This window comes from Aeromonas sp. EERV15 (genome assembly GCF_900079845.1).
Classification (GTDB): domain Bacteria; phylum Pseudomonadota; class Gammaproteobacteria; order Enterobacterales; family Aeromonadaceae; genus Aeromonas; species Aeromonas sobria.
Map to the genome: position 1 here is coordinate 1 of NZ_FKKY02000012.1, position 22,241 is coordinate 22,241.

Genomic DNA, 22,241 nt, shown 5'->3' on the forward strand with positions numbered 1-22,241 from the left:
CTCAGAAGTGAAACGCGGTAGCGCCGATGGTAGTGTGGCATTCGCCATGCGAGAGTAGGACACTGCCAGGCACCCAATTAAACGGTGATGTGAGAAATCATATAACCGGCTGCGAGGATGACACCTCTGATAAGCGGCAAAAGATTTAGCGAAAAGCTAACCAAATAGCGGAGCGGTAGTTCAGTTGGTTAGAATACCGGCCTGTCACGCCGGGGGTCGCGGGTTCGAGTCCCGTCCGCTCCGCCACTAATTTGAAGGCCTTCCCGATTGGGAAGGCCTTTTTTGCTATAGGTGGTTTTTGTCCATAAGTCCCACAGGTTTGTACGCAAGAATCAACACAAAGCCCGGTTTCATAACCGGGCTTTTGTATTTTTAGCGCGTTAAGCCACCAATATCTGGTTTTTCTCTGCCAAGTAAGAGTGCCAGATAGCCGATTATTTCCACCATTTTCTGGCTATATCCGAGCCCTATCAGTTTCATTCACTGCAATTTGAACGACTCTGCAGGTGGTCAAATCAGACTTCTGCCGCTTGCCGACTACAGGGCAGTTCCATATTGACCACCCCCTCTTCCATCTGCACATAGATCTTGAAGCCCAGTAGCTTGGCTAGGTTGGGAATACCGAGATTGCCGTATTAATCAGGTATCGTTCAAGCAAAGAGGCCTTCCCGTTGGGAAGGCCTCTTTATCTATCAGGTGATTGCCATCACTTGGTTGATTTATCAGGGCTTCACTTTGCTACCAATGCTCAGGCCCAGCTTGATGGAGAGGGCCGCCAGTAGCAGCAGCATCATGATCAGGGAGAAGAAGTTGCTGCCGAGTTCCGGGTATTGCACCTTGAGCAGCGCGGAGTGGCCGAAGGCACCGATAAAGAAGCAGAGCAGGGTGCAGATGGGGGTATTGCCCACCATGGGTTCATGGCGATAGTGCTGGAACAGCTGATAGGCCGCCAGCCAGAGAGCAATCAGCGGGAAGAAGGAGAAGGGCACGACCGAGTTGGTCAGTGCTGTTAGAGAAGCATCACCACAGATGCCAATCAGCATGGCCATGGCGAGCGGTTTTTTCGGGATCATAAGCTGTTCAGGCATGTCGTTCTCCATCCTGTGGTCATGGGTGAGGTTCACGGCGCTTCTGGTTTTGTACCTCGGCGCCCATGGCGATCATCCGCAGTTGGCTAATGGTGCGGTCGGAGAGTGCCCGGCACTCTTCGCTGGTCATGTCGAGCGCATCGGCACCGGCACTGAAGACGATGGTGACCATGGCTTCGGCCTGGATGTAGGCATCTTCCCGTGGTGCTTCGGTGGTGGCTTCCAGATAATCGGTCAGCTCGGCGATGAAGTGCTGGATCTCGCGCGCCACCGCCTGACGAAAGGCGGCCGAGGTGCCGGAGCGTTCCCGCAGCAGCAGTCGGAAGATGTTGGGGTTGTTCTCGACGAATTCCATAAAGGTCTGCACCGAGGTGCTGATGACACTGCCGCCACCGGCAATGCGCTGGCGTGCCTGTCGCATCAGTTGGCGCAGAGTGAGGCCACCTTCGTCAACCAGGGTCAGGCCCAGCTCCTCCATGTCGCGAAAGTGGCGATAGAAAGAGGTGGGGGCAATACCCGCTTCACGAGCGACTTCCCGCAGGCTGAGATTGGAGAAACTCCGATTGGCACACAGTTGGCTGAATGCAGCGTCGATCAATGTACGCCGGGTTTTTTCTTTTTGTTGAGCGCGAATACCCACGAAATCAGTCACCTTCAGCTTATTGAGGCCAAATGATAACCCGAAGGCGCCTCAGGGTCAGGTTTGTATCCTACTTTTTTACCATTGACCGTGAGGAAATCACCATAGAAAATGGCTAACAGCTGTTCGCTGAAAGGATGCAATGAGATGGCCAGACCCCCAATAATTTTGACCAATACCCTGCTGTTTTCCCTCTCCGGGATAGTGGCGCTGATTGTCGTGCCCTGGTACGGCGTGAGCCACGGTTACGATCTCTGGCAGTGGGCCAGTTTTCTGTTGTTGTTCTGCCTGAGTGGTCTCTCCATCACCGCAGGCTATCACCGGCTCTGGTCGCATAAGGCCTATAAGGCGCACCCCGCTTTGCAGTGGTTGTTTGCCATCGGAGGTGCGTTGGCATTGCAGAATTCGGCCCTGCACTGGTCAGCTGATCACCGCCGTCACCATCGTCATGTGGATGACAACGAAAAAGACCCCTACAGCGCGGGGCGCGGTTTCTGGTACTCCCACATCGGCTGGATGTTGCGGGAGCATCAGGGAGAGCGCTATGGCGATTACAGCAATGTGCGGGATCTGCAGAATAACCCTGTGGTCGCGTTTCAGCATCGCCACTATCTGGCGCTGGTGCTGGCGACCAATCTGGGCCTGCCGCTGCTGTTTGGCCTGATCCACGGGGACCTGTTCGGCATGCTGTTGTTGGCGGGCGTGCTGCGGACGGTGATGACTCACCACACCACCTTCTTCATCAATTCGCTGGCCCATATCTGGGGCAGTCAGCCCTATACCGACCGCAATACCGCTCGCGACAACGGCATCCTGGCCTTTTTCACCTTTGGCGAGGGGTACCACAACTTTCACCACCTGTTCGAGAATGACTACCGCAACGGCATTCACTGGTGGCAGTTCGATCCGACCAAGTGGCTGATCCGGCTCGCCTCATGGTGCGGTCTGGCGGGGGATCTCAGATCCTCGCCGGAGGAGCGTATCGAGCAGGCCCGGCTGCAGATGCAGCTGAAGCGGGCGCAAGCCAGATTGCGCAAGCAGGAAGATCGCGAGCTGTGGCAGGCGTTGCTGCAGGAGGAGTACGACAAACTGAGTGAGCAATTGCAGCACTACTACGCCAGTCGCAAACGGCTGCTGGAGTTGCGCAAGCGCAAGGCATTGGTCCGTTATGACCGCCTCAAGCTGCAACTGGAGTACCGGGCCCTGCGGGACGGCTTCATCGCAGGTAAACGCAACTGGAGTCGCCTGCTGGCAGGCATTGCATGATACCGTCCGGGTAATCACACAGACTAAAAGAGAAGACCGCCAGTTGGCGGTCTTCTCTTTGGTATGCATGTTTGAACGGGCTAGTTGGCTTGGCTCTGCTGTTGCAACTGATCCAGTGCCTGTTGCTCCTGCTGGCTGAGACCCAACTGTTCGCAGGCCTGTTCAAAGCTGATCCCCAGATGGCACATCATGATGTCCAATAACGGGAGGGCTAGTTGGCTTGGCTCTGCTGTTGCAACTGATCCAGTGCCTGTTGCTCCTGCTGGCTGAGACCCAGCTGTTCGCAGGCTTGCTCAAAGCTGATCCCCAAATGGCACATCATGATGTCGATGGCGGGTAGATAGTTTTTCATAGCTTCTTCCATGGTGATCCTCCAGACCCGTCTCTTATGCCCTGAACCACACGAGGGGGCAATTAGACTTTAGGCTTAGTCTGCCCATTTGATAAGCACCTCTGCCACTGCAGCAAGGAATTTGTTACCCTGCACCATGATAAAAACGGTTGCCGTATGACTGCGAGCAACAGGTGAGGAGCAGGGCATGTTATTGAGTTTCTTGATCATCGCTTCCGGTTGGTGGCATATCCGCGCTGCCTACGGTTCAGATAGTCGCCAGTTTTATATCAGCAAGCCGCTGACCATGCTGCTGATCATTGCGCTGGCGTTCGGTTATCAGAGTTATGACCACGATGGTTCTCACGCCTGGATCTTGCTCGGTCTCTGCCTCTCGTTAGCGGGAGATGTATTGCTGATGCTGCCAACTGATCGCTTTATTCAGGGACTGGCCGCATTTTTTGTCGCGCACCTCTGCTATATCGTCGGCTTTGCCCAGGGGCCGCTGGTGCTCAAGTTGGTCGATGGCTTGCTGCTGTTACTGGTCGCAGGCATGGTGTTTGGCATCTTGTGGGGCAAGCTGGGGGAGATGAGGATCCCGGTCTTCTGCTACATGCTGGTGATCATCGGCATGGCTTGGGTTGCCGCCGGTGCCTGGCACGCCTCTCTCACCGCAGGTTCTGCGGCAGCGCTGGTCGGGGCGCTGATGTTCCTCTTCTCCGACTGCATGCTGGCACTTGATCGTTTCCGCCGCCCCTTTCCCCACGCCCGCGCCTGGGTCATGAGCAGTTACTTTGCCGCACAATTCCTGATTGCGGGGTCACTGGCGGGCTAACGCCCGGCGGTTGAGTGCAGGTAACAGATAAAGAAAAACGGGCGCTTGCCCGTTTTTCGTTTTATGCCCCGGCTGTTTTTCACGCCTCTAGCGGTTCTGCATCCGCCGCCCGCGGGGCCGGGGATTTGAGCAGCAACATCAGGGCGCTGGCGATCAGCAGAAAGATCCCCATGATGTAGAACACCTGATTGTAGGCCATGATGGCTGCTTCCCGGTTGATGGTATTGGTCAGCATGGCTTGTGCCTGCTGCTGGGCGATCTCCGGGCCTGATCCCTGATCCATCATGGTTTGGGCCAACTGCAGCAGATAGCTCTGCCCCTCGATACTGCTGGCGGCCAGGGTGCTGCTGATCTGCACCACATGAGTGCGAGTATCGTTGTCGAGCAGGGTGGCGATAATGGCGATACCGAATGCACCACCGAGGTTGCGCAGCACGTTGAGCAGGGTCGAGGAGGAGGGGATTTCGTCGTGGGTCAGGCTGGCGGTCGCGACCAGGGAGAGCGGCACCATGATGAAGGGTTGCCCCAGTGCCCGTACCATCAACGCTTGTATTAACTGTGGCCCGGCATAGTCAGCACTCATATTGACGTTCATAAAGCAGCTGACGGCGAAGATCAGAAAGCCGAAGCTCACCAGATAGCGCGGGTCTATCTTGTGGGTCAACCTGGGCACCAGCGGCAGCACCAGCAGTTGCGGCAGTCCCATCCACATCAGCACCTCGCCGATTTCCAGCGCGTTGTAGTTGTGGATCTGGGTCATGTAGAGCGGCAGCACATAGATGGAGCCCATCAACGCCATGCCGAGGATCAGATAGGCGAAGCAGGCCAGCGCGAAGCGCGGGTTGTGCAGCAGCCGCAAATTGACCAGCGGGTGACGGCGAATAAGCTGGCTGATGACGAAGAACACCAGTGCCACCGCCGAGATGACCGCCAGTCGTACGATGAAACTCGAGCCGAACCAGTCCTCCCGGTTGCCCTCCTCCAGAACCACCTCCAGCAGGCCCAGGCCGAGTGCCATAGTGACGATGCCGATCAGATCGACTTGCTTGATCACTGCCCAGTCCACCGGTTTCTTGTCCAGCCCGTAGGCCAGCATCGCCATCACCAGCAGTCCCGGCGGCACATTCATGTAAAAGATGTAGTGCCACGATATCTGTTCGGTGAGCCAGCCACCGAGGGTAGGGCCGATGGCGGGGGCGAAGGTAGCACAGAGGCCGAACAGCGCCATGCCGGTGGCTCGTTTATGCAGTGGCAGCAGGGTAACAATGAGGGAGAAGGCCATCGGGATCAGCGCGCCACCGGTGAAGCCTTGTAGCGCCCGGAAGATGATCATGCTGGTGAGGTTCCAGCTGAACGAGCAGAGCACGGAGGCGATAATAAAGGCGCCGGTAGTCCACAGCAGGTAACGGCGCACGCTCAGCCCGCGGCTCAGCCAGCCACTGAGGGGGATGGCGATCATCTCTGCCACCAGATAGGAGGTGGAGATCCAGGAGCTTTCGCTCAGGGTAGCTGATAGCGCCCCCTGAATGTCCTTCAGGGAGGCATTGGTGATCTGGATATCGAGAATGGCCATGAAGGCGCCGATAAGGCCCCCCATGACCGCGATCCAGTTGCGACGTGGAATGGGTTCCATCAGTTGGCGGCAACCACGGCTTCAGGAGTACGGGTATCCACGATCACCTCGCTGGAGAGACCCGGCAGCAGCTTCCCTGCCAGCGGGCCCGGCTCGGGGATGCGGATCTTGACCGGCACCCGCTGCACGATTTTGGTGAAGTTGCCGGTGGCGTTCTCCGGTGGCAGCAGGGCGAACTTGGCGCCAGTGGCGGGGGAGAGGCTGTCGATAATCCCCTCGACCGGCTGATCAGGGTAGGCATCCAATACCACTTCTACTTTCTGGCCCGGCTGCATGTGGGCAAGCTGGGTCTCCTTGAAGTTGGCCTCGACCCATACCTGTTGTAGCGGTACCAGACTGGCGACCTGCATGCCGGACTGGACATAGAGCCCCTCCCGCAAGCTGCGCTTGCCGATGATGCCATCGGCCGGTGCCCGCAGTTCGGTGTAAGTCAGCTCCAGTCTCGCCTCTTCCAGTTGTGCTTCGCTCAGGGCCAGCCTGGCCAGATTCTGTTTGCGTTCGGCATCCAGTACCAGTAGTCGCTCGCGGGCGGCCTGCAGGGCAGCTCTGGCCTCTTGCTCCTGTGCCAGATTGACCTGCAGACCGGCCCGCACCTCGTCCAGACTGTCTTGCGAGCTGTAGTGACGCTGGTTGAGCTGGCTGATCCGGTTCACTTGTTGGTGTGCCCGCAGTTGCTCGGCACTGGCGGAGGCGACTCTGGCCTCCGCTTGCTGGATCAGGCTCAGCTGCTGGGTGCGGGTGGCGGCCAGATTCTCGGCGGTGGCCTGATTGAGTTGCAGATTGGCTTGGGCCTCTGCCACCTTGTTTTTGTATTCGCGGTCGTCAAGACGGGCGATCAGCTGGTCTGCTTTGACCGGCTGGTTATCGGTGACCAGTACTTCGCTGATATAGCCCGGCAGTTTGGATCGGATCCCGGTCACTTCACTTTGCAGATAGGCGTTGTCGGTACTTTCGAAATAGCGGCCGTGCAGATACCAGTAACCGGCGAACAGCAGACCGATCAGCACCAGTATCATGGCGGCTAGCAGGGGAATTTTTTGGTGTTGACGCATTTGGCGGGATTCCTGAACGTAAGGCGGGCAGGCTAACACTGGCTGACTGTTTCGATTAGTATTGGTTCACGAGATATACAGTTTCACTGGTGCAACAATGGATCTCAATGCAGCCTTAATTCTGGTGCGTATTGTCGACAAAGGTTCGTTTACCGCCGCCGCTCAGGAGTTGGGGATGACCAAGGCGATGGTGAGTCGCCGTATCGCTGAACTGGAGCAGCGGCTCGGGGTACGTCTGCTCTATCGTTCTACCCGTCAGCTCACCCTGACCGAAGAGGGGGAGAAATACTATCTGCACTGCAGTAAAGCGGTCGATGCCCTGACCGAGGCGGAGCTGATGTTGAGCGCCAGCCAGCAGGAGGTGACCGGCACCCTCAAGCTGGCAGTGCCCATCGAGACGGGGCAGTTGGTGATCGGGCGTATGGTCGCCAAATTTTTGCAGGTCTATCCCGGCTTGCAGGTAGAGCTGGAGTTGACCAACCGGGTGATCGATCCCATCAGCGAAGGGCTTGATGCGGTGGTGCGGGTCGGTGACATGAGCGACTCCAATCTGGCGGCGCTGCGACTCTGGAGCACGGGTCGGCTGCTCTGTGCCAGCCCTGACTATCTGGCGCGTAGTCCGGCCATTACCCGGCCAGAGGATTTAACCGACCATGAGCGGGTTACGGTGAGCAGTGGCTTTCTCGCTTCTCACTGGTGTTTCGACCGAGATGGTAAAGAGGTGCTGGTTGACCCCCCATCTCGTTTTCGGGTCAATAATATTACCTGTGCTCGGGAGGCGGCGAAGGCGGGGATCGGCTTGGCTTCACTACCCGCTATGCTTTGTCAGGAAGAGCTGGCCAGTGGCGAACTGGTGATCTTGCTGCCGGACTGGCAGCAGCCCAGGGTGCCGATTTACCTGCTGTTTCCGGAACGGCGGCTGATGCCGCGCAAGTTGCGGGTATTTATCGATTTCATGATGGAAAATAGCGCCGAGTTTGGCATCGACAAGTTGTTGTAAGGGGGAGCTATGGATAACTGGATCAATCTTTATCGCGCTTCTCATACCCTGGAGGCCCACGCCCTGAAAGGGGCACTGGAGGCGGAAGGGGTGGTGGTGCGGCTCAATGGCGATGGACTGTTTGGCGCCCTGGGAGACCTGCCGGTAGACATGTTGCAGGTGACCCTGCTGGTGCGTGGCGAAGACCGCAGCAAGGCGGGGAGGGTCATCGAGCGTTACCAGCAGCGTCAGGGTAATGGCTGGCTCTGTGGCCAGTGCGGGGAGGAGAATGGCGCCAACTTTGAGGTCTGCTGGCGCTGTCATCACGATCCCCACGACAGCTGATCTCTCTTCCGCTAGCGCAGCGGGAACTCGATATCTTCCCCTGCGCTGGCATCATGGTAGGTCGTCAGATCCAGCTCGTTCTCGCTGCGGGCGATCAGCACAGATACCAGAATATCCCCCGATACATTGACCGTAGTGCGCGCCATGTCGAGGATCCGGTCAATACCTGCAATCAGCGCCACTCCTTCCAGCGGCAAACCGACCGCCGTCAGGGTCAGGGTCAGCAGCATTAGCCCGGTGCCCGGGGTGCCTGCCGTGCCGATACTGGCCAGGGTGGCGATGCTGATGATGGTCAGGTAATCCACCATGTGCAGATCTACCCCGAACGCCTGTGCCACGAACAGCGCGGTGACTCCCTGATAGAGGGCGGTGCCATCCATGTTGATGGTGGCACCGATGGGCAGCACCTTGGCGGTAATAGTGGGCGAGACACCCAGCCGCTGCTCGGCGCAGGCCAGAGTGATGGGCAGGGTGTTGTTGCTGGAGCTGCTGGTGAAGGCCACTGCCTGGGCATCGACGATGCTCTTGAAGTAGTGCAGCGGATTGAGCCGTGCCAGCAGGAGCAACAGGGTGCTGTAGACCCCGAGCACGTGCAGCAGGCAACCGAGGTAGACAGCGCCGATCACCTTGAGCAGCGGCAGCAGCAGCTCGAGGCCGTACTTGCTGGTCATCCAGGCCATCAGGGCGCAGACTCCGTAGGGCGCGAGCGCCATCACCATCTGGGTCAGCTTGAACATCCCCTCGGCCAGCGAGGTGAAAAAGAGAATGGCAGGACGGCCACGACGACCACAGGCGTTGAGGGCCACCGCCAGCGCAACCGCAAAGACGATCACCTGCAGAATTTTTCCATCCACCATCGCTTGCACCGGATTGCTTGGCACCAGGTAGCCGAGCACGTTGGCTAGCGAGGGTGACTCCAGCATCGCTCCGGGCCGCAGATAGGGGCCCATGTCGGCGCCCACGCCCGGCTCCAGCAGCCAGCCCATCATCAGGCCAATGCAAATGGCGATGGCGGTGGAGCAGAAGTAGAGGCAGATGGCCTTGATGCCGATGCGATCCAGGGCCTTGCCCTTGAGCAGCGAGGTGAGGCCAGCGATGACCGAGCAGAAGATGAGGGGCACCATCAGCATCTGGATAGTGTTGACGAACAACACGCCAATGGGCTTGAGCAGCAAGGCTTGCTCTTCAATGCCGACCCCGAGGCCGACCCCCAGCAACATGCCGATCAGGGTCTTGAGCCAGAGCGGACGACGAGTCCAGATCTGCCAGGGCTTGATAGCCTCTCCATGGAACTGCATGACGCCAATATCCTTATAAATTGTCTGCGATGGCTAAAATGGGGCGCCAGTGTAGCGATCCCTGCACCGGGTTGCCACATTATCGACAAAGCGTGGGCGCTGACCACCCCTCTGGTCAGCTAATGCGCGGTTTGTTGGTTTACATCAAGGTCTCCCGATGCGAGGCAGGCTTTAATGTACATTCTGTATATTTATTACTGGGGTGGAAAATGTCGCAATCGGTACATGGTCATGAAGTGATGGAGATGATGCTGGAGCAAGGGGGGCAATTTAGCCGCGCCAGCCTCAAGCAGGCGATGGCGGAACGGTTCGGGGCCGATGCGCGGTTTCATACCTGTAGCGCCAGCGAGATGGACGGGGAGGCGTTGATCGACTTTCTGGCCGCCCGCGGCAAATTCATCGACTCGGCCGACGGCTTCCAGACCCGCGCCGACAAGATCTGCAACCACGGTTGACTCTCCTGCGAGCGCATCATGGCGCTCGCTGAATTCTTCGCCTTTTGCTATATTTCGCCCCCTCTCTTTTCCCTATTCAAGGCGTAGCCAGGGCGTTGTATGGATACTTTCTCTGCCGCAGTCATGCTGTTTCTGATCATGGATCCGCTGGGCAACCTGCCGGTGTTCCTCTCTATCTTGCGTCATATCGATCCCAAGCGGCGGCGCAAGGTGATGATCCGCGAACTGCTCTTCTCGCTGGCGATCATGATGCTGTTCCTGTTTGTCGGTCAGCAGATCCTCGGTTTCCTCAACCTGCGGCAGGAGGCGGTCAGCATTGCCGGCGGCATTATCCTGTTCCTGATCGCCATCAAGATGATCTTCCCCAGTGAAGGGGGCGTCACCGGGCTGGCGGCAGGTGAGGAGCCTTTCCTGGTGCCGATGGCGATCCCGATGATCGCCGGTCCCTCGATCCTGGCCTCCCTGATGCTACTGGCCAATCAGGAACCCGCCCGGATGGTGGACTGGTCGCTGGCACTCTTTATTGCCTGGGCTGCCAGCGCGGTGATCCTGATGTTCTACGAGGTATTCAACAAGCTGCTTGGTGAGCGAGGGCTCACGGCGGTAGAGCGGCTGATGGGCATGCTGCTGGTGATGATCTCGGTCCAGATGCTGCTGGATGGGGTACACCACTATCTTTCGGTGACCGCCATCCCCTGATCTTGGTGGCCTGAAGCTGGTTGTAGCTGACTCATGATCTGGGTCAGCAGCAGCTCCCGCAGCCAGCGATGGCCCGGATCCTCGCTGTGGCGCTGATGCCAGATCAGCAGGTGGGAGATGCTGTCCAACCCGATGGGCAGCGGTAGTTGCAACAGCGGATAGACCTGGGTTGCATGGCGCGCGTAGAGCCTGGAGAGGGTCACAATCATGTCGGAGTGCATCCCCATTCGCAGTGCGGCCTCGAAGGAGGGGACGGTAGCCTCGATGCGGCGGTAGAGATCTTGCTCTGCCAGCTTGTGGTCCAGCATCCAGCGATCCCGCCCCTCGCAGTAGGTCTGCACATGGGGATAGCTGAGGTAGTGATCCAGATTCCAGTTGGGCTCTCGCAAAGCGGGATGGTGCTGCTGTACCAGACAGGTGAGATCATCGACGGCCAGCAGTCGCTGGCAGATGTTGCCGGGCAGGGTGTCGAGCCGGTAATCGGAGCTGATGCAGTTTTCCCGTACCGCGAAGGCGATATCCACCTGCCCCTGACTCATCTCGGTCAGGCTGGTTTCGGTCCACTCCTCATAGCGCAAGCGGATCCGTGGTGCCTGCCGTTTCAGCTCGCTCAAGTACAGTGGTGCAAACAGGGTAAAGGCGCTGTCCATGCTGGCAATGACGAATTCCCGCTCCGAGCTGGCGGGATCGAACTCGGGCGGCTGGATCAGGTTGTCCAGCGACAGCAGGATGGGTTGCAACTGCTGCTGCAACGCAAGGGCGCGACCAGTGGGTTCCAGCCCGTAGGCTGAGCGGATAAAGAGAGGATCATCGAAAGTGTCACGCAGGCGACCGAGCGCCTTGCTGACGGCGGACTGGCTTAGATGAAGGCGGCGTGCTGCCTTGCTGCCGTTGCGCTCTTCCAGCAGCACCTGCAGGATAATCAGCAGATTGAGGTCGATGCGACCCAGTTGTTCCAGTAGCATGATATGAATCTCATTCAATTCTAAGATGAATTTATACCATTTGTTTTCATATCTTGGCGATCTTATCCTCAAATGGTCTCAGGTTCGCATGAGCCACTGGTACAGGATGTAGCGGTTGAGGGGACACGTAGCACAATCAATATGGCGACCTTTGGGTCGCCCTATTTTTTGGTTATGATTTATTTGCTCACTTGCGCCCGCCTTGATTTTGCCCAACAATCCCTGCGCTCTATTTTGATACAACTGATAGATATCTCTTTGTGAGGGAGTATCCCTATGGGACTCGGTGGAATTCATATCTGGCATATGTTGATCCTCTTGCTGGTAGTCGTGCTGGTTTTCGGCAGCAAACGTCTTGCCAGTGCAGGTGAGGATCTGGGGACCGCCATCAAAGATTTTCGCAAGGCGATGCGTGACGACGCAAATCATCCGAAATAAGCAGTAGGAGTAGAAAATGTCTGTAGACGAAAAAGTAGAATTGAACGAAACCTGTGACAGCTGCGGCTGTTTTGCCGAGATCGGCACCATCATAGGTGAAGGTGATGAGGTGATGGAGCTGGCGATTGAAGCCGCGACCGAAGCTGATGCCCGTGCCAAACTGGCTGCCTATGAAGCACTGGCCAAACAGGTCACTGCCGAAGCCCAAGTGAGCAGCGAACTGACCCAGGGCGCCAACGGCGTGATCCTGAAAGCCCGCCTGCAGTTTACCTGCACCGCTGAAAAGCTCATTTTTGAGCTGCGTGCCCGCTCTATCTGATTAATGTGATAACACGGCAGCACAGCCTGCCGTGTTGACCCTTCTGCTGTGGGTCGCCGTTCTATAGTTACTCTACCCCACAGACGTTTTTGCCCGGCGCGAGTCGGCCAACAGAAGGCGTAAACATCATGACGCAGCGATGGATCTCTGCCCCCAATCCCACCTTCTATCGTGATCCTTGCTGCCAACAAGCAGCAGGAGTGACGTCAGCGCAGGAGCCATCGTGATGGGGCGCTGGATCTGGGCTCTGCTGGCCCTCTGCTGTTTTCCCCTGCTGGCGGCTGAACTCAAGCCACTGCGTCTGCCCCAACCCGGGGACCTCGACAGCATTCTGCAAAAACGCGAACTCAGGGCCTTGGTGGTCTATGAGCGCGGCTTCTATTTTCTCGATCGTGGCTCCCAGTACGGCATTCTGGTCAATCAGCTGCAAGGGTTCGAGCGTTGGCTGAACAAGACCTATCTCGCCAAAGAGAAGGTCAAGCTCAAGGTGGTCTACATCCCGGTGCGTCAGGACAAGCTGCTGGACTATCTGGCCGAGGGGCGCGGCGATCTGGTGGCGGCGACCATGACGGTAACCCCGACCCGGCGTGAACAGGTGGCCTTCTCTCGGCCGCTCATCTCTTCCATCGAGGAGTGGGTGGTGAGCCAGAAGGGCCTGCCCGCCTTCAGCCGCATTACCCAGCTCTCCGGCAGACGGGTCTGGGTACGCGCCAGCTCCAGCTACTACGAGAGTCTGCGCCAGCTCAACTGGCTGTTTCGCGAACTGGGGCTGCCCCCCGTCTATATCGAGACGGTGCCCGAATACCTGCAAGATGGCGATCTGCTGGAGATGGTGGCCGCCGGCATTATTCCCCTGACGGTGACCGATAGCTACAAGGGACGGATCTGGCTGGGGGGCATGATCTCCGGCCTCAAGGCCCACAAGCTGGTACCGCTGCGCAGCAATGGCGCCAGCGCCTGGGCGCTGCGCAAGAACAGCCCCGAGCTGCTCAAGGCGGTCAACGGCTATCTGGCGAGCGTCAGCAGTCACAGTCTTTATAGTGATATCACCTTGCGGCGGTTGCTGGTTCACAGCGATCAGATGAGCAACATACTGGCGCCGGATCCCATGGGGCGACTGGCGACTATTCGCAAGGTGCTGGAGAAGTACGCCAATCAATACGATCTCGATTGGCTGATGCTGGCGGCGCTCGGCTACAAGGAGTCTGGCCTCAATCCCAAGGTGCGCTCGCACAAGGGGGCCGTGGGCCTCATGCAGCTGCTGCCCAGCACGGGGCGGGAGGTCGGCATCAACGGCGCCAGGCTGACCACGCTGGAGGGTAATGTGGAGGCCGCCTGCCGCTACATGCGGTTGATCCTCGATACCTACTTCAATGATCCCAAACTGGATCGGCTCAACCGCCACCTGTTTGCCCTCGCCGCCTATAACGCGGGGCCGAACCGGGTTCAGGCGCTGCGGGGCAAGGCAGAGAAGCTGGGGCTCGATCCCAACGTCTGGTTTGGCAACGTGGATCAACTGGTGGCGAACGAAGTGGGGCAGGGGCCGATCAACTATGTCGGCACCATCTACAAGTACTACGTGGCCTATCGTTTCAGCCTGCCCCAGATCGAGGGCAAGGCTGCCGCTATCGAAGCGGCTCAACCCTGAGCCGGTTAACCGGCAGGGTCGCCTGCACGGTCGGTAATTGCCAGCCACCGTCCCTGTGTTGCAAAAACCAGTGGGCGGGGCCGGTGGCCGGGATGAGATCTGGCTGGCTGAGCTGGCCCAGATAGCGCAACATCGGGGTATCATGCAGTTCCATCAGCAACTCCTTTTGAATATGTGAAGAGGCTCGCCAGCGTTATGACACCCGGCCATGACAGCAGGATGACACCATGATCCCCGGATCCTTTGCCCTGATCGATGATCCCCTGCTGGCGCTCAAGGTGCGTTGCCACTGGATCCGCCATGCCCGAGAGCGGATCCAGGCGCAGTACTACAGCTGGGAGGAGGACAGCAGCGGCAAGCTGCTGCTGAGCGAGCTGCTTCACGCCGCCCGGCGTGGCGTCAAGGTACAGTTGCTGGTGGATGATCTCTATGCCGGTGACAACCGCTTTCTGGAAATGGTGGCTCACTACCCGGGGATCGAGGTGCGGCTGTTCAACCCCTTCTGGTTGCGGGGCTGGCGGCCGCTGGCCTTGCTGCTGGAAGGGCTGCTCAGCTTTCGCCGTATCAACCACCGGATGCATAACAAACTGCTGCTGGTGGATGGCAAGCTGGCGCTGATCGGCGGGCGCAACATAGGCGATCGCTACTTCGGTCTGGATCCGCAAGCTCCCTTCGTGGATCTCGATCTCGCCTGTCAGGGGGGACTGTGCCAGCAGATGGTGCAGGGGTTCGAGCAGTTCTGGCACAGCCGCTGGAGTCACCCCATCCGCCATCTGCTGCGCCGCGAGCTGCTGCCCGCCGAAATAGAGGTGGTCAACGACTTCCTGTTTACCATGACGGATCCGGCAGTGGCGACGGTCTACGATCTGCCTGCGGCGCTGTTTGACGAGCGCGATTTGCCGCTGCAATGGCATGAGGGGCGGGCCGAGGTGTGGTTCGACCGTCCCGGCAAGGGACTTATCTCCCGTCCCACCACCGCTCGCCAGCTGTGGCGCCAGTTGGCAAATAATCCCCACCGCTTGGCGTTGGTCACCCCTTATCTCATTCTCACCCGTGGATTTCGCCATCGTCTGGCGCGACTGCGCCAGCAGGGGGTCGCCATCGACATTCTCACCAACTCGCTGGCCAGCACCGATGTGCCGCTGGTCTATGGCGCCTATCAGCGTTATCTCGGCTGGTTGCTGCGCCAAGGGATCCGGGTCGCCGAGTTTGACCATGGCCACGGCAGCCTGCACGCCAAGCTGATCCTGCTGGGGGAGGAGCGGGCGCTGTTTGGCAGCCTCAACCTCGATCCTCGCTCGCTGTTTCTCAATACCGAACTGATGCTGCATCTGCACTGCCCGCCGATCTGCGAGGCACTGCGAACGTGGTTGGCTCGCTGGCAGGATCAGGCTGGCGGATCACCGCGCAAACCCGAGGGGTGGTCAAGGCGGCTGATAGCCCGCCTGAGCGACTGGTTGCCGCTGCGCCGCTGGTTGTGAGGCGGCCATTTTTTGTGCGAGATCTCGCAAAGCCTTGTAAGTCATTGCAGATGGCCCTTGCGGGTGAATAACCATCAGTGAGGCTATCTAGCTGTTTTATAACAATTTAGCAGTGATGATAAGGCTGTTTTTTGTACTCAGATGTGAATGGAATGGGCATAAAAACGTTTTTTATTTTGTTTTTCTGCGTAATATTTCAGTTGCAAGGACAAACACGGCGGCTTGTCTGCCGTGTGGATGAGGGTTGTTACGGGTAGCTGGCCACTTGCATAACTGCAATTGGCGCACACTTCAGATGGGTCGCGAACTATCGGAAAGTCAAACAGAGACCTGGCGTGGCCTTACTCCAATATGGAACATGCTATTTGCGAGGGGGTGACATGGACATGTCACCCCACTTTTTTTGGCCGCTCGCCACCGTTTAGCTTTTTCCATGACTACCGCCCATCGCAAGAGCCACAGAGGGCAAGGCAATAAAAAGAGGGCCGCAATAGCGGCCCTCGGTCTCATTTTCTCGGCGGATTAACCGGCCTTGATGCTGCGACGGCGCTGCAGCCAGACGATCACCCCGAACAGCAGGAAGCCCGGGATCCACATCCACTCCTTGGTCCAGCGTTCGGTCGGCGCCTTGACGGTGAGGATCTCCTGATCGAACTCCAGCCCCATGGTGGCGGCCGGGCTGCCAAAGGTAACGTTGTCGATCAGCGTCTTGCCATCCTGCTCATAGAGGCTCAGCCCCAGATTGGCCAGCCGCTCCTCGCCATCCGCCCCATCCGGTACGGCGACCAGCAGGGTGAATTTGCGCGGTTTGCCCACCGCATCTTCACCGAGGATCCGCAGCCGCAGGGTGCTCTCCGCCTCCACTTCACCCATGGTTTGGGCCAGCTGGGCAGGCGGGCTCTCGCGATAGGGATCGTGCACCATGTCCATCCAGAAACCCGGGCGGAACAGGGTAAAGGCGACCAGCAGCAGCAGCACGCTCTCGTACCAGCGGCTCTTCACCAGGAACCAGCCCTGGGTCGCGGCGGCGAAGATCAGCATGGCGATGGTCGCCACCATGAAGATCAGCACCCCGTGGGCGAAGTCCACGTCGATCAGCAGCAGATCGGTGTTGAAGATGAACAGGAACGGCAGCGCTGCGGTACGCAAGCTGTAGTAGAAGGCGGTGATCCCGGTCTTGATGGGGTCCCCCTTGGAGACAGCTGCTGCCGCGAAGGAGGCCAGCCCCACCGGCGGCGTCACATCCGCCATGATGCCGAAGTAGAAGACGAACAGGTGCACCGCGATCAGCGGCACGATCAGCCCGTTCTGCTGCCCCAGCGTCACCACCACCGGCGCCAGCAGGCTGGATACCACTATGTAGTTGGCAGTGGTCGGCAGCCCCATGCCGAGGATCAGGCTCAGCAGAGCGGTCAGCAGCAGCATCAGCAGCAGGTTGCCCATGGAGAGGAACTCCACCAGATCCGCCAGCACCAGACCGACCCCGGTCTGGGAAACCGCACCCACGATAATCCCCGCAGTGGCGGTGGCAATGCCGATACCGATCATGTTGCGAGCACCGGCGACCAGCCCTTCCCGCAGATCCACTACGCCGTCAGCGACGGTGCCATAGTCGTGCTTGCCGTCCTGGCGCAGCCAGTTGAGCAGCGGGCGCTGGGTCAGCAGGATGATCACCAGCATCACTGTGCCCCAGAAGGCCGACAACCCAGGTGAGAGGCGCTCCACCATCAGGCACCATACCAGTACCACCACCGGCAGCATGAAATGCAGACCGGAGAGCAGCACGGCACGGGTCTCGGGCAGTTCGGTGAGCGGCTTGTCGGGATCTTCCGCCGCCAGCGGTTCGTTGCTGGCGGCGATCTTCAGCAGTCCCAGATAGGCCAGCGCCAGCAGCAGGCTGATCCCCGGCAGGGCGTAGTCACCCAGCACCGGTTTGAGCCAGCCGAGGCCATAATAGACCGCCAGCGACAGGCCGCTGATGAGGGCCGCGCCAAAGGCAAAGCCGGTCAGGCGGTGCAGCCAGGGTTTGGGCTGATGGCCACCGATGGGCTGCATGCCCAGTTTCAGCGCCTCCAGATGGACGATGTAGAGCAGCGCGATATAGGAGATGGTGGCAGGCAGGAAGGCGTGCTTGATGATCTCCACATAGGGAATGCCCACATACTCCACCATCAGGAAGGCGGCGGCCCCCATCACAGGTGGCATGATCTGGCCGTTGACCGAGGAGGCCACTTCGACCGCCCCCGCCTTCTCTGAACTGAAGCCCACCTTCTTCATCATCGGGATGGTGAAGGTGCCGGTGGTCACCACGTTGGCAATCGACGAGCCGGAGATCAGGCCGGTCAGGCCGGAGGCAACCACTGCCGCCTTGGCCGGGCCGCCGCGCAGGTGACCGAGCAGGCTGAAGGCAAGCTGGATAAAGTAGTGACCAGCACCGGCCCGCTCCAGCAGGGCGCCGAACAGCACGAACAGGAACACGAAGCTGGTGGAGACGCCGAGGGCGATGCCAAACACCCCTTCGGTGGTGATCCACTGATGGTTGGCCAGTGCGCTGAAGCTGACCCCGCGGTGTGCCAGCAGTCCCGGCATCCAGGGGCCCGCCAGGCTGTAGACCAGAAAGACGATGGCGATGACCGCCAGTGCTGGCCCCAGCGCGCGGCGCGCCGCTTCCAGCAGTAGTGGCAGACCGATACAGGCGGTCACCAGATCGGCGGTGGTGAGGGTACCGGGACGCAGTGCCAGCGCTTCGTACATCACAAACAGATAGGCGGCGGCACCCGCGGCGATCAGGCCGAGGGCGATATCGCTGAGTGGCACCCGATCTCGCGGCGAAGAGCGAAATGCCGGGAACACCAGAAAGGCCAGCAACAGGGCAAAGGTGAGGTGAATGGATCGGGTTTCGGTGTCATTGAGGACGCCAAAGCCCACCATGAAGGGGAGTGGCGAGGCGATCCAGAGCTGGAACAGCGACCAGGCCAGCGCCAGGGCGGTGATGATCCAGCCCAGCGGGCCTAACGGCAGACGAGCGCCCACATCCTGGGCGATCAGTTCCTCGGTAGAAAGTTGGTTATCTTGCATAGGGTTAACTTGTGCCAGCGAGTACAACAAGAGCGACACCCGCCTCCGCAATCAGGCGGCAGACGGGTGTCGAGGAGAATGACAAAGGCCCCGGGGCCCGAAATCAGAGCCAGCCGCGCTCTTTGTAGTAGCGGGCAGCCCCTTCATGCAGCGGTGCAGAGAGACCCACCTTGATCATGTCGGCCTCTTTCAGGTCGGCAAAGGCAGGGTGCAGGCGCTTGAAGCGATCCAGGTTGTCGAACACCGATTTGACCAGCTGATAGACCACTTCCGGATCGGCCTTGGCGCTGGTGGAGAGCACCGCTTTGCCACCAATGGAGGGGGTGGGCTTATCGCTGCCCTTGTAGATGCCGCCCGGGATCTCGGCCTTGCTGTAGTAGCTCTTCTCGGCCAGCAGCTTGTCGATCTCTGCGCCGGTGACCGGTACCAGCACCGCATCTGTGGTGGTGGAGGCTTCCTGAATGGCACCGTTCGGGTGACCGACGAAGTAGCTCATGGCGTCGATGTTGTTGTCACCGAGGGCGGAAGCCTGTTCAGCCGGTTTCAGCTCGGAGACCAGACCGAAGTCGCCCTTTTTCCAGCCCTTGACCGCCATGATCTCTTCCATGGTGTCACGCTGGCCGGAGCCCGGGTTGCCGATGTTGACCCGCTTGCCTTTCAGATCGTCGAAGCTGGCAATCTTGGCATCGCGGCGAGCCAGGATGGTGAACACCTCGCTCTGCAGGGAGAAGACGGCGCGAATGTCATCCATGGCCCCTTCGGCCTGGAACGGTGGCAGTCCTTTCATCGCCTTGAACTGGTGGTCGGATTGCATGATGCCGAAGTTGAATTCGCCGCTACGGATGCCGTTGACGTTGGCAACACCGCCGCCACTGGCCGGGGCGTTGCACTTGATCTGGTGATCGGCAGCGCCGCGATTGAGGAAGCGGCAGATGGACTGGCCAGCGACATAGTAGACGCCGGTCTGACCGCCGGTGCCTATGGTCACGAAGCGCTCCTGCGCTTGTACCGGACCACCAAATGAGACACCGACCAGAGCCGCCGACAGGGCGCACGCCAAGGTTAATCCTTTCATTATTTCTCCCTTTTCTGTGATTTTGGTTTATCCGATCCCCGGATAAATTGATGACAATCCCGCTCTGCGTCGGGCTTGCCTGCTCTTCTCGTTGCGCGAAATCGGGGGGATTGATCACCCCTTTTCGGCAGTCACCCTCATCCTGTGGTGAGGCTACCAACCTCCTGTCGGTCGAAGATAAATTGGCCCCTGAGGGGCCAAATAAAAAGTTGCAAGCACTCCGATTAAGCACATTTACCCAACATAAATCAAACGAAATGGCAAAATCACGGAGTTAAATCTTGAGAAACATGACCTCGATCATTCATTTTCTAGCCGAAGATTAATTTGATATAGAGGGAAATGGAAGAGGGAAAAACTACGAGAGGATTCTTATGCGGCCCTTGCGTGGCAAGGGCCGGAGTCATGATGGATCAGTTAGCCGGGGTGGCCAGATCCAGGATAAAGGCGTATTCCAGCGCGATATCTTCGTAGGCTTTGAAGCGGCCCGACTTGCCGCCGTGGCCGGCGTCCATGTCGGTATTGAGTAACAACTTGTTATCATCCGTCTTCAGCTCGCGCAGCTTGGCGACCCACTTGGCGGGCTCCCAATACTGCACTTGCGAGTCGTGCAGCCCGGTGGTGACCAACAGGTTGGGGTAGGCTTGCGCCTTGACCTGATCGTAGGGGCTGTAGCTCTTCATGTAGTCGTAGTAGCGCTTCTGGTTCGGGTTGCCCCACTCGTCATACTCCCCGGTGGTGAGGGGAATCGACTCGTCCAGCATGGTGGTGACCACATCGACGAACGGCACCTGCGCTACCACGCCGCGATAGAGCTGGGGCGCCTGATTGATGACGGCCCCCATCAGCAGACCACCGGCGCTGCCGCCCATGGCGTAGACCTGCTCTTTGGCACCGTAGCCTTGCTCAACCAGCGCCTTGGTGACATCGATGAAGTCATTGAAGGTGTTCTGCTTTTTCAGCAACTTGCCATCTTCGTACCAGTGACGGCCCAGCTCTTCACCCCCCCGGATATGGGCGATGGCGTAGACGAAGCCTCTGTCCAGAAGGCTCAGGCGCGAGCTGCTGAAGTCGGGATCCATGCTGGCGCCGTAGGATCCATAGCCATAGACCAGCAGCGGATTCTTGGGCGCATCGGCCTGCTCTTTCTTGAACTTGTCCTTGCGATAGACCAGCGACACTGGCACCGATACGCCGTCGCGGGCGGTCACCCAGAGTCGCTCGCTGGCGTACTGGTCGGCCTTGAAGCCGGCCACCGGCTGCTGCTTGAGCAGGGTGCGCTTGCCGCTCGCCATATCCAGCTCATAGGTGGAGGCGGGGGTGGTCATGGAGGAGTAGCCATAGCGCAGGGCGCTGGTATCCGGCTCCGGGTTGTAGGCGAGCCAGGTGACATAGGCGGGATCGTCGAAGGCGATCTCCTTCTCGTCACCGCTCTGCCAGTTGATCTGGCGCAGTCGGGTCAGCCCCTTGTTGCGCTCTTCCAGTACCAGCCAATCCTTGAACAGGGCGTAGCTCTCCAGCAGCACGTCCGGATTGGGGGCAATCACCGCCTTCCAGCGATCGACCGGGCTCTCCTTGGTCTCGTAGAGGCCGAAGTTCTTGCCGTCCTTATTGGAGCGCATATAGAAGCGGCCGCGGTAGTGATCCAGGCTGTATTCGTGATCCACCTGACGTGGCAGAAACAGCCGTGGCCGCTGACTCGGCACGTTGGCATCGATCAGCCGCACTTCGCCGGTAGTCGTGCTGGAGAGAGCGATGACGATGAAATCTTCCGAGGTGGTGGCGTAGAGGCTGATGTAGAAGGAGTCATCCTTCTCCTCGTAGACCAGCTTGTCCGTGGCCGGATCCGTCCCGAGCGTGTGGCGATAGACCTGATAGGGCAGCAGGGTCTGCGGGTGCTTGCGCACATAGAAGACGGTCTTGTTGTCGTTGGCCCATACCAGATTGCCAGAGGTATTTTCCAGTTTGTCGGTGGCCCACTGGCCGCTCTCCAGATCGAGGAACTGGATCTGGTACTGACGACGGGAGAGGAAATCTTCCGCCACCGCCAGCCAGCGGTTGTTGCGGCTCACCTCAAGGGCGCCGAGGGCATAGAACTCGTGCCCTTCAGCCCGCAGGTTGCTGTCGAGCAGCAGACTAGCCTGCTCTTCACCGAGCTTGGTGCGCGAATAGATCCCGTACTCCTTGCCCGGCTCATAGCGGGTCTGGTAGCGGTAGCCATTCTTCACATAGGGCACCGATTCATCCTGCTGGGGGATGCGGGCGACCATCTCTTTGTAAAGCTGTTCGCGCAGGGGCTGGGTCGGCTTGAGCATGGCCTCGGTATAGGCGTTCTCGGCCTTGAGATAGTCCAACACCTCGGGCTTCTGCCGCTCGTCGTCACGCAGCCAGTAGTAGTTGTCGATGCGGGTATCCCCGTGTTTTTTCAGCGTGCGGGGATGTTTGGCGGCCACGGGCGGCTGGATTGGATGTTCGCTTGTCAGCATGGCGGGCTCTTCATTGGCATAAGTGGGGGGGAGAACTGTCAGAAAGGCTAGCAGCAGAACTCCTCGGGAAAAGGTAAACATGTCGCATCCTTGGCGCTGGAAAGGGTTGGTAGACCTGAGCATCGGCTCC

The 22,241-nt window shown here is 59.0% G+C and carries 21 protein-coding genes and 1 tRNA gene; 11 read left to right on the forward strand and 11 right to left on the reverse strand.

The annotated features are described in order from the left end of the window. The first annotated feature begins 169 nt into the window (after positions 1 to 169). A tRNA-Asp gene (locus BN4575_RS11875) sits at positions 170 to 246 on the forward strand. A 476-nt stretch (positions 247 to 722) separates the two neighbouring features. Here the strand turns inward: BN4575_RS11875 and BN4575_RS11880 are convergent. Together BN4575_RS11880 and fabR are read right to left on the reverse strand one after the other, a co-directional pair. Next, positions 723 to 1,088 carry a YijD family membrane protein gene (locus tag BN4575_RS11880; RefSeq protein WP_068978310.1) on the reverse strand — a complete coding sequence of 122 codons (366 nt, stop codon included), beginning with the start codon at positions 1,086 to 1,088 and terminating at the stop codon, positions 723 to 725. Between the two features lie 19 nt (positions 1,089 to 1,107). Next, positions 1,108 to 1,728: an HTH-type transcriptional repressor FabR gene (gene fabR, locus BN4575_RS11885; RefSeq protein WP_042019757.1), complete on the reverse strand. Its 621-nt coding sequence runs from the start codon at positions 1,726 to 1,728 to the stop codon at positions 1,108 to 1,110. 147 nt (positions 1,729 to 1,875) lie between these two features. On the opposite strand from fabR, the gene BN4575_RS11890 reads away from it, so the two are divergent. Further along, complete coding sequence (locus BN4575_RS11890; RefSeq protein WP_068978311.1) at positions 1,876 to 2,994, forward strand: fatty acid desaturase; 1,119 nt, start codon at positions 1,876 to 1,878, stop codon at positions 2,992 to 2,994. A 211-nt stretch (positions 2,995 to 3,205) separates the two neighbouring features. Here BN4575_RS11890 and BN4575_RS21760 read toward each other — a convergent pair whose 3' ends face one another. Continuing rightward, positions 3,206 to 3,346, reverse strand: coding sequence for a hypothetical protein (locus tag BN4575_RS21760; protein ID WP_172953930.1), 141 nt, complete (start codon positions 3,344 to 3,346; stop codon positions 3,206 to 3,208). A gap of 187 nt (positions 3,347 to 3,533) precedes the next feature. On the opposite strand from BN4575_RS21760, the gene BN4575_RS11895 reads away from it, so the two are divergent. Continuing rightward, the gene (locus tag BN4575_RS11895; RefSeq protein WP_042019753.1) at positions 3,534 to 4,160 is read left to right on the forward strand and encodes a lysoplasmalogenase; all 627 of its coding nucleotides are present in this window, start codon (positions 3,534 to 3,536) and stop codon (positions 4,158 to 4,160) included. A 79-nt stretch (positions 4,161 to 4,239) separates the two neighbouring features. Here the strand turns inward: BN4575_RS11895 and BN4575_RS11900 are convergent, their stop codons facing one another. Together BN4575_RS11900 and BN4575_RS11905 are read right to left on the reverse strand one after the other, a co-directional pair. Continuing rightward, positions 4,240 to 5,793 (reverse strand): DHA2 family efflux MFS transporter permease subunit, encoded by a 1,554-nt coding sequence (locus BN4575_RS11900; RefSeq protein WP_068978312.1) that lies wholly within the window; start codon positions 5,791 to 5,793, stop codon positions 4,240 to 4,242. Next, positions 5,793 to 6,845, reverse strand: a complete 1,053-nt coding sequence (locus BN4575_RS11905) for an HlyD family secretion protein (RefSeq protein WP_068978313.1) — start codon at positions 6,843 to 6,845, stop codon at positions 5,793 to 5,795. Before BN4575_RS11905 ends, BN4575_RS11900 begins: the two co-directional genes overlap by 1 nt. A gap of 97 nt (positions 6,846 to 6,942) precedes the next feature. Between BN4575_RS11905 and BN4575_RS11910 the strand changes: the two genes are divergently transcribed. Then, positions 6,943 to 7,845 carry a LysR family transcriptional regulator gene (locus tag BN4575_RS11910; protein ID WP_068978314.1) on the forward strand — a complete coding sequence of 301 codons (903 nt, stop codon included), beginning with the start codon at positions 6,943 to 6,945 and terminating at the stop codon, positions 7,843 to 7,845. Between the two features lie 9 nt (positions 7,846 to 7,854). Beyond that, positions 7,855 to 8,169 carry a putative signal transducing protein gene (locus BN4575_RS11915; protein ID WP_042019746.1) on the forward strand — a complete coding sequence of 105 codons (315 nt, stop codon included), beginning with the start codon at positions 7,855 to 7,857 and terminating at the stop codon, positions 8,167 to 8,169. Between the two features lie 11 nt (positions 8,170 to 8,180). On the opposite strand, the gene BN4575_RS11920 is transcribed toward BN4575_RS11915, so the two are convergent. After that, positions 8,181 to 9,467, reverse strand: coding sequence for a dicarboxylate/amino acid:cation symporter (locus tag BN4575_RS11920; protein ID WP_042019744.1), 1,287 nt, complete (start codon positions 9,465 to 9,467; stop codon positions 8,181 to 8,183). A 209-nt stretch (positions 9,468 to 9,676) separates the two neighbouring features. On the opposite strand from BN4575_RS11920, the gene BN4575_RS11925 reads away from it, so the two are divergent. Then, positions 9,677 to 9,922: a YecH family metal-binding protein gene (locus BN4575_RS11925; protein ID WP_068978315.1), complete on the forward strand. Its 246-nt coding sequence runs from the start codon at positions 9,677 to 9,679 to the stop codon at positions 9,920 to 9,922. Positions 9,923 to 10,021: 99 nt separating this feature from the next. Continuing rightward, positions 10,022 to 10,621 (forward strand): YhgN family NAAT transporter, encoded by a 600-nt coding sequence (locus BN4575_RS11930; protein ID WP_068978316.1) that lies wholly within the window; start codon positions 10,022 to 10,024, stop codon positions 10,619 to 10,621. Here the strand turns inward: BN4575_RS11930 and BN4575_RS11935 are convergent. Continuing rightward, positions 10,594 to 11,586: a LysR substrate-binding domain-containing protein gene (locus BN4575_RS11935; protein ID WP_068978317.1), complete on the reverse strand. Its 993-nt coding sequence runs from the start codon at positions 11,584 to 11,586 to the stop codon at positions 10,594 to 10,596. The two genes, BN4575_RS11930 and BN4575_RS11935, sit on opposite strands and share 28 nt — an antisense overlap. A 276-nt stretch (positions 11,587 to 11,862) precedes the next feature. On the opposite strand from BN4575_RS11935, the gene tatA reads away from it, so the two are divergent. The 3 genes from tatA to BN4575_RS11950 all read left to right on the forward strand — a co-directional run bounded on the left by tatA (position 11,863) and on the right by BN4575_RS11950 (position 13,991). After that, positions 11,863 to 12,024 (forward strand): twin-arginine translocase TatA/TatE family subunit, encoded by a 162-nt coding sequence (tatA, locus tag BN4575_RS11940; protein WP_005339944.1) that lies wholly within the window; start codon positions 11,863 to 11,865, stop codon positions 12,022 to 12,024. A gap of 16 nt (positions 12,025 to 12,040) precedes the next feature. Continuing rightward, positions 12,041 to 12,343 (forward strand): YfcZ/YiiS family protein, encoded by a 303-nt coding sequence (locus BN4575_RS11945; RefSeq protein WP_042019736.1) that lies wholly within the window; start codon positions 12,041 to 12,043, stop codon positions 12,341 to 12,343. Positions 12,344 to 12,569: 226 nt separating this feature from the next. Then, entirely contained in the window at positions 12,570 to 13,991 is a 1,422-nt protein-coding gene (locus tag BN4575_RS11950; protein ID WP_068978318.1) for a transglycosylase SLT domain-containing protein, read from the forward strand. Here BN4575_RS11950 and BN4575_RS22085 read toward each other — a convergent pair. Beyond that, on the reverse strand, positions 13,969 to 14,145 hold the full coding sequence (locus tag BN4575_RS22085) for a hypothetical protein (RefSeq protein WP_162850139.1): 177 nt from the start codon (positions 14,143 to 14,145) through the stop codon (positions 13,969 to 13,971). The two genes, BN4575_RS11950 and BN4575_RS22085, sit on opposite strands and share 23 nt — an antisense overlap. A gap of 73 nt (positions 14,146 to 14,218) precedes the next feature. On the opposite strand from BN4575_RS22085, the gene BN4575_RS11955 reads away from it, so the two are divergent. Beyond that, positions 14,219 to 15,472, forward strand: coding sequence for a phospholipase D-like domain-containing protein (locus BN4575_RS11955; RefSeq protein ID WP_068978319.1), 1,254 nt, complete (start codon positions 14,219 to 14,221; stop codon positions 15,470 to 15,472). 522 nt (positions 15,473 to 15,994) lie between these two features. On the opposite strand, the gene BN4575_RS11960 is transcribed toward BN4575_RS11955, so the two are convergent. From BN4575_RS11960 to BN4575_RS11970, 3 genes are all read right to left on the reverse strand, one after another. After that, positions 15,995 to 18,550: a TRAP transporter permease gene (locus BN4575_RS11960; protein ID WP_068978320.1), complete on the reverse strand. Its 2,556-nt coding sequence runs from the start codon at positions 18,548 to 18,550 to the stop codon at positions 15,995 to 15,997. Positions 18,551 to 18,653: 103 nt separating this feature from the next. Next, positions 18,654 to 19,625: a TAXI family TRAP transporter solute-binding subunit gene (locus BN4575_RS11965; RefSeq protein ID WP_068978321.1), complete on the reverse strand. Its 972-nt coding sequence runs from the start codon at positions 19,623 to 19,625 to the stop codon at positions 18,654 to 18,656. 413 nt (positions 19,626 to 20,038) lie between these two features. Then, on the reverse strand, positions 20,039 to 22,192 hold the full coding sequence (locus BN4575_RS11970) for a S9 family peptidase (RefSeq protein ID WP_068978322.1): 2,154 nt from the start codon (positions 22,190 to 22,192) through the stop codon (positions 20,039 to 20,041). Positions 22,193 to 22,241: the final 49 nt, after the last annotated feature.

Coding starts and splice junctions, on each gene's coding strand:
- BN4575_RS11880 (WP_068978310.1), bottom strand. CDS start 1,088: ATGCCTGAACAGCTTATGATCCCGAAAAAACCGCTCGCCATGGCCATG.
- BN4575_RS11890 (WP_068978311.1), top strand. CDS start 1,876: ATGGCCAGACCCCCAATAATTTTGACCAATACCCTGCTGTTTTCCCTC.
- BN4575_RS21760 (WP_172953930.1), bottom strand. CDS start 3,346: ATGAAAAACTATCTACCCGCCATCGACATCATGATGTGCCATTTGGGG.
- BN4575_RS11895 (WP_042019753.1), top strand. CDS start 3,534: ATGTTATTGAGTTTCTTGATCATCGCTTCCGGTTGGTGGCATATCCGC.
- BN4575_RS11900 (WP_068978312.1), bottom strand. CDS start 5,793: ATGGAACCCATTCCACGTCGCAACTGGATCGCGGTCATGGGGGGCCTT.
- BN4575_RS11905 (WP_068978313.1), bottom strand. CDS start 6,845: ATGCGTCAACACCAAAAAATTCCCCTGCTAGCCGCCATGATACTGGTG.
- BN4575_RS11910 (WP_068978314.1), top strand. CDS start 6,943: ATGGATCTCAATGCAGCCTTAATTCTGGTGCGTATTGTCGACAAAGGT.
- BN4575_RS11915 (WP_042019746.1), top strand. CDS start 7,855: ATGGATAACTGGATCAATCTTTATCGCGCTTCTCATACCCTGGAGGCC.
- BN4575_RS11920 (WP_042019744.1), bottom strand. CDS start 9,467: ATGCAGTTCCATGGAGAGGCTATCAAGCCCTGGCAGATCTGGACTCGT.
- BN4575_RS11925 (WP_068978315.1), top strand. CDS start 9,677: ATGTCGCAATCGGTACATGGTCATGAAGTGATGGAGATGATGCTGGAG.
- BN4575_RS11930 (WP_068978316.1), top strand. CDS start 10,022: ATGGATACTTTCTCTGCCGCAGTCATGCTGTTTCTGATCATGGATCCG.
- BN4575_RS11935 (WP_068978317.1), bottom strand. CDS start 11,586: ATGCTACTGGAACAACTGGGTCGCATCGACCTCAATCTGCTGATTATC.
- tatA (WP_005339944.1), top strand. CDS start 11,863: ATGGGACTCGGTGGAATTCATATCTGGCATATGTTGATCCTCTTGCTG.
- BN4575_RS11945 (WP_042019736.1), top strand. CDS start 12,041: ATGTCTGTAGACGAAAAAGTAGAATTGAACGAAACCTGTGACAGCTGC.
- BN4575_RS11950 (WP_068978318.1), top strand. CDS start 12,570: ATGGGGCGCTGGATCTGGGCTCTGCTGGCCCTCTGCTGTTTTCCCCTG.
- BN4575_RS22085 (WP_162850139.1), bottom strand. CDS start 14,145: ATGGAACTGCATGATACCCCGATGTTGCGCTATCTGGGCCAGCTCAGC.
- BN4575_RS11955 (WP_068978319.1), top strand. CDS start 14,219: ATGATCCCCGGATCCTTTGCCCTGATCGATGATCCCCTGCTGGCGCTC.
- BN4575_RS11960 (WP_068978320.1), bottom strand. CDS start 18,550: ATGCAAGATAACCAACTTTCTACCGAGGAACTGATCGCCCAGGATGTG.
- BN4575_RS11965 (WP_068978321.1), bottom strand. CDS start 19,625: ATGAAAGGATTAACCTTGGCGTGCGCCCTGTCGGCGGCTCTGGTCGGT.
- BN4575_RS11970 (WP_068978322.1), bottom strand. CDS start 22,192: ATGTTTACCTTTTCCCGAGGAGTTCTGCTGCTAGCCTTTCTGACAGTT.